1 protein-coding gene is annotated in these 3832 nt (G+C 72.6%); it reads right to left on the bottom strand.

The features are described 5' to 3' along the window. Positions 1-53: 53 nt before the first annotated feature. The gene (gene mfd, locus J0670_RS32710; RefSeq protein WP_207815734.1) at positions 54-3710 is read right to left on the bottom strand and encodes a transcription-repair coupling factor; all 3657 of its coding nucleotides are present in this window, start codon (positions 3708-3710) and stop codon (positions 54-56) included. Positions 3711-3832 lie beyond the last annotated feature (122 nt).

Here is a 3832-nt window from a genome sequence, read left to right as displayed (position 1 = left end):
AGAGCCCGAGACCGCCGTCACCCGGCAAATCGCCGACCGCTGATCGCCGACCGCTACTTCTTCGCCCCCGCCAGGTCGTCGAACATCGCCGACAGGAACTCGCTGCACCAGCCCAGCAGTTCCCGCCCGACCAGCGGCTTGCCGCCGATCCGGCCGGTGCTCGGCCGCGGCACCAGCAGCTGCTGGGCCGCCGCCTTGACCTGGCTGCGCGGGTAGAGCCGGTTCAGCCGCAGCTGCTGGGACTCGCGCAGCTCCACCGGGCCGAAGCGGACGTTGGAGCCCTGCAGGGTGATGTCCGAGATCCCGCACCGCCGGGCGTACAGCCGCAGCGCGGCGACCAGCAGCAGGTTCTCCACCGGCTCGGGCAGCTTGCCGTAGCGGTCCACGAGTTCGTCCCGGACCTGCTGGATGTCCGCCTCCGAGTTGACCGCCGCGATCGAGCGGTACGCCTGGAGCCGCAGCCGCTCGCCGGGCGCGTAGTCGTGCGGGACGTGCGCGTCCACCGGCAGCTCGATCTTCACCTCCAGCGGCTCCTCCTCCGGCTCCCCGCCGCCGGTCAGCGACTCGCGGAACTCGGCCACCGCCTCGCCGACCATCCGCATGTAGAGGTCGAAGCCGACCCCGGCGATGTGCCCGGACTGCTCGCCGCCGAGCAGGTTGCCCGCGCCGCGGATCTCCAGGTCCTTCATCGCGACGTACATGCCGGCGCCCATCTCGGTGTGCTGGGCGATGGTGGCCAGCCGCTCGTGCGCGGTCTCGGTGAGCGGCCTCTCCGGCGGGTACAGCATGTACGCGTAGCCGCGCTCGCGGCCGCGCCCGACCCGGCCGCGCAGCTGGTGCAGCTGGGAGAGGCCGAAGGTGTCGCCGCGCTCGACGATCAGGGTGTTGGCGTTGGAGATGTCGATGCCGGACTCCACGATCGTGGTCGACACCAGGACGTCGAACTCCTTCTCCCAGAAGTCGACGACGACCTTCTCCAGCTGGGTCTCCCCCATCTGCCCGTGCGCGGTGGCGATCCGGGCCTCGGGCACCAGGTCCTTGAGCCGGGCGGCCGCCTTGTCGATCGACTCCACCCGGTTGTGGATGTAGAACACCTGGCCCTCGCGCAGGAGTTCGCGCCGGATCGCGGCCGAGATCTGCTTCTCGTCGTACGGTCCGACGAAGGTCAGCACCGGGTGCCGCTCCTCCGGCGGGGTGGTGATGGTGGACATCTCGCGGATGCCGGTGACCGCCATCTCCAGGGTGCGCGGGATCGGGGTCGCGGACATGGTGAGCACGTCCACGTTGGCCCGCAGCTTCTTCAGCTGCTCCTTGTGCTCGACGCCGAAGCGCTGCTCCTCGTCCACGATGACCAGACCGAGGTCCTTGAACCTGGTCTCGGAGGAGAACAGCCGGTGGGTGCCGATGACCACGTCCACCGAGCCCTCGAACAGCCCCTCCAGGACGGCCTTGGCCTCGCTGTCGGTCTGGAAGCGGGACAGCGCCTTCACCGTGACCGGGAAGTTGGCGTACCGCTCGGCGAAGGTCGAGAAGTGCTGCTGCACCAGCAGCGTGGTCGGCACCAGCACCGCCACCTGCTTGCCGTCCTGCACCGCCTTGAAGGCGGCCCGCACGGCGATCTCCGTCTTGCCGTAGCCGACGTCGCCGCAGATCAGCCGGTCCATCGGGACGGACTTCTCCATGTCCGACTTGACCTCGGCGATGGTGGTCAGCTGGTCCGGCGTCTCCGCGTACGGGAAGGCGTCCTCGAGCTCGCGCTGCCACGGGGTGTCCGTCCCGAAGGCGTGGCCGGGCGCGGCCATCCGCGCCGAGTACAGCTTGATCAGGTCGGCGGCGATCTCCTTGACCGCCTTCTTGGCCCGCTGCTTGGTCTTCGCCCAGTCCGCGCCGCCCAGCCGGTGCAGCGTCGGGGCCTCGCCGCCGACGTACTTGGTGACCTGGTCGAGCTGGTCGGTCGGCACGAACAGCCGGTCGCCGGGGTGGCCGCGCTTGGCGGGGGCGTACTCCAGCACCAGGTACTCGCGGGTGGCGCCCTGGACGGTGCGCTGCACCATCTCGACGTACCGGCCGACGCCGTGCGCCTCGTGCACGACGTAGTCGCCGGTCACCAGGGCGAGCGGGTCGATCGCGTTGCGGCGCCGCGACGGCATCCGGCGCATGTCCTTGGTGGAGGACTTCTGGCCGGACAGGTCGGTCTCGGTGACGACGGTGAGCTTCAGGCCCTCGTCCACGAAGCCGTGCTCGATCGAGCCGCAGGAGACGTAGACGACGTCGCGGGTGGGCGCCTCGGCGAGGTCGGCGACCAGCCGGGCCGGGATGCCCTCGTTGCCCAGCACCTCGGCCAGGCGGGAGGCGGGCCCGTGCCCCTCGGTGACCATGACGACCCGCCAGTCGGCGGCCAGCCGCTCCTTGGCGTCGGCGATGGCGCGGGCGGTGTCGCCGCGGTACGCCTCGACGGCGCGCATGCCGAGGGTCAGCGTGTTGGCCTCGAACCCGGGGCTTCCGTCGACCGCGGACTCACTGGTCGCGAAGGGGCTGACGGACCACCAGGGCAGCCCGATCTCGGCCGCGTGCTCCCGCACGTCGGCGAGCGACCACAGCGAGGCGGCGGAGACGTCGATGGTCTCCAGGTCGATCGGCCGGTCCCCGCCCGCCGCGGCCGCGACCCAGGAGGCGTGCAGGAACTCCTGGCTGGTGGCCACCAGGTCGGCGGCCCGGGTGCGGACCCGCTCGGGGTCGCACACCACCGCGACCGAGCCGAGCGGCAGCACGTCGAGCAGCAGCTCCATGTCGTCCACCAGCACCGGCGCCAGCGACTCCATGCCCTCGACCGCGATGCCCTCGGCGATCTTGTCCAGGATCTCGGCCAACCCGGGGTGCTCGGCGGACAGTTCGGCGGCCCGGGCGCGCACCTCGTCGGTCAGCAGCAGCTCACGGCAGGGCGGCGCCCACAGGCCGTGCTCGGCGATCTCCAGCGAGCGCTGGTCGGCGACCTTGAAGTAGCGGATCTCCTCGACGTCGTCGCCCCAGAACTCCACCCGCAGGGGGTGCTCCTCGGTCGGCGGGAAGACGTCCAGGATGCCGCCGCGGACGGCGAACTCGCCGCGCTTCTCCACCAGTTCGACCCGCGCGTAGGCGGCGGCGGAGAGCCGGCGGGCCACCTCCTCCAGGTCGTGCGACTCACCGCGCTGGACGGCCACCGGCTCCAGCTCGGCCAGCCCCTTGACCTGCGGCTGGAGCACCGAACGGACCGGGGCGACGATCACCTGCACCGGCCCGGCCGCCGGGTCTCCCCCAGCCTCCGGCTGGGAGGTACCCCCAAGCCGCGGGTGCACGATCCGGCGCAGCACGGCCAGTCGGCGGCCGACGGTGTCCGAGCGGGGTGACAGCCGCTCGTGCGGCAGGGTCTCCCAGGCCGGGAACTCGGCGACGGCGTCGGCGGGCAGCAGCGAGCGCAGCGAGGCGGCGAGGTCCTCGGCCTCCCGGCCGGTCGCGGTGACGGCGAGCACCGGACGGCCCCGGTCCCCCGCGGCCTGCCCGGCCAGCGCACGGGCCAGTGCGGCGATGGCGAACGGCCGGGCGGCGGGCGGTCCGACCAGGTCCAGGTGGCGGCGGCCGCCGGCCGCGGCTCCGGTGGCGGTGGCCGCCTCGATCGCCTCGGCGAGCGCCGCGTCCCGCGCGACGACATCGAGCAGTCCGGTCAGACTCATCTGGGGTCTCTTCTTCGTCCCGTGGCTGGTGCTGCCCCCGGGCGGCGAAGGCCCGCCGGGGCAACGCGAACGGCCCGGCACGCCGAGCGGCCGGGGGTCTCCAGCCTACGCCGCGGCACGGA

The sequence above is a fragment of the Streptomyces sp. FH025 genome (assembly GCF_017427025.1).
Classification (GTDB): Bacteria; Actinomycetota; Actinomycetes; order Streptomycetales; family Streptomycetaceae; genus Kitasatospora.
The sequence above is the reverse complement of the archived record's forward strand: the minus strand, read 5'-3'. Positions and strand labels throughout refer to the sequence as shown.